General features: G+C 42.1%; 2 protein-coding genes and 2 pseudogenes. All 4 read right to left on the bottom strand.

Annotation, left to right across the window (positions count from 1 at the left end; all coding sequences use genetic code 11):
- Positions 1 to 131, bottom strand: a pseudogene (locus tag ACFINL_RS09640) (phage tail protein); the annotation flags it as partial.
- Positions 131 to 958 (bottom strand): baseplate J/gp47 family protein, encoded by an 828-nt coding sequence (locus tag ACFINL_RS09635; RefSeq protein ID WP_375651480.1) that lies wholly within the window; start codon positions 956 to 958, stop codon positions 131 to 133. The pseudogene ACFINL_RS09640 and the gene ACFINL_RS09635, both read right to left, overlap by 1 nt.
- Positions 955 to 1296 carry a GPW/gp25 family protein gene (locus tag ACFINL_RS09630; RefSeq protein WP_375612353.1) on the bottom strand — a complete coding sequence of 114 codons (342 nt, stop codon included), beginning with the start codon at positions 1294 to 1296 and terminating at the stop codon, positions 955 to 957. Before ACFINL_RS09630 ends, ACFINL_RS09635 begins: the two co-directional genes overlap by 4 nt.
- Positions 1293 to 1456 (bottom strand): annotated as a pseudogene (locus ACFINL_RS09625) (phage baseplate assembly protein V); the annotation flags it as partial. The gene ACFINL_RS09630 and the pseudogene ACFINL_RS09625, both read right to left, overlap by 4 nt.

Here is a 1456-nt window from a genome sequence, read left to right as displayed (position 1 = left end):
GGAGGGCGTGTGATCAGTTTTGCGCGTGAAATCCCCAAAACAGAACCATCAATATCTTGATGAAAATCGCAAGCATCGGCAAGGCGCTTTTCAAATTCTGTCGCGTTTGTGGGAAGGAGGGAACCAACCATTAGCGGGCACGTCCTTTGAAGTTTAAGGTGATTTTTCCAATCGATAAAATTTCTTCATCACAAACCATACTGTCTTGTGTTGGGGTAATGGCAATCACTTTCTGGACACCAGCAATCATTAGTTTTGAAATCCACCACGACAAACTTAATTCACGACCAATGGCTTGTTCTTGTTTCCAAGCCGTGCGTAAATTTGTTTCCATTGTTGTGAGAATTTTCAAAGATGTTTCTGGTAACAGCCAAACATCTGCTTCTAAATCCAGCACTTTTTTGACAGCAGCGTGAACAATGATTGTATCATTGGTCATGATGATATTTTTTCTGTGAAGAGCTTGTGAAACTGCTTGTATGAGATCTTCAGAGGTTGTTCCTTCTTCATTATTACCAAAAAGAGCAACATAGATGGTTGGGTCTTTGCCTTTACGATAGATAATGGCATCTTTCACTCGACTATCGGCTGTTAAGGCGATAAGTTTGTAATAGGGTTCTGTTCCACTTCCGTTTCCTCCACGGGCATGAAGCTGTATGCGTTCACGATATCTCTCGTCACTTTCACCCTCCATGCGGGCAAGACCATGCCAGTTTCCCAAAGCATCAAGAGATTCACCGGTTGCAAAATCAAGAATGTTGTTGCGTGCTGCCTCGTTAATACGCTGTCTTAAAAGCAACTCTCGATAGCTAAAAGCCTCTATGACTTTTACGGCCGGATCACTTTCAAGAATGGTATATTCAGGCAAAAGCTCTTTTAAATGGACAAGAGCAGCAGCGCGTATTTCTTCAAAAGAAAGTTCTGTGATGATGTCTGGTTTTGCAAGCACTCCATTCATTTTATCAATAATCCTTCCATGGTAATGGGCTTGCCGGATGGCAAATAAATGCCTTCAAAGGATAAAGAAACGTGTCCATTCTCACCCCTTTTAAAATCAATTTTTTTCAATTTAAAACGCGGTTCCCACTTGTCTAAAGCCTCAGCAACAGCAGCATAAAGAGCAACAGCAAAAGCATTATTAACCGGTGCATCAATGAGTTCAGCAACACGTGAACCATAATCACGCCGCATTACACGCGAACCAATCCGCGTTAACAAAATATCAAGGATTGATTGACGCAAATGATCAATGCCGGTTAATGGCTTTCCCGTTGTGCGGTCCATTCCACTGTTCAATTGGGACCTCCTGTCATAGAACCACCAGGGGAAACACCGCCATGAACATGTGTTGCTCCTACATTGGTGCCGTTATGTCTTAATCCACTTGAATGAATGGAAACATTATTTCCAGAATGAAGAGAGAGACTATCATTCGAATTCAGTGAAATGCTACTAC

This window comes from Bartonella sp. AA78NXGY (assembly GCF_042197005.1).
Taxonomy (GTDB): Bacteria; Pseudomonadota; Alphaproteobacteria; order Rhizobiales; family Rhizobiaceae; genus Bartonella.
Note: the sequence above shows the minus strand (reverse complement) of the source record. Positions and strands in the feature narration are given on the sequence as shown.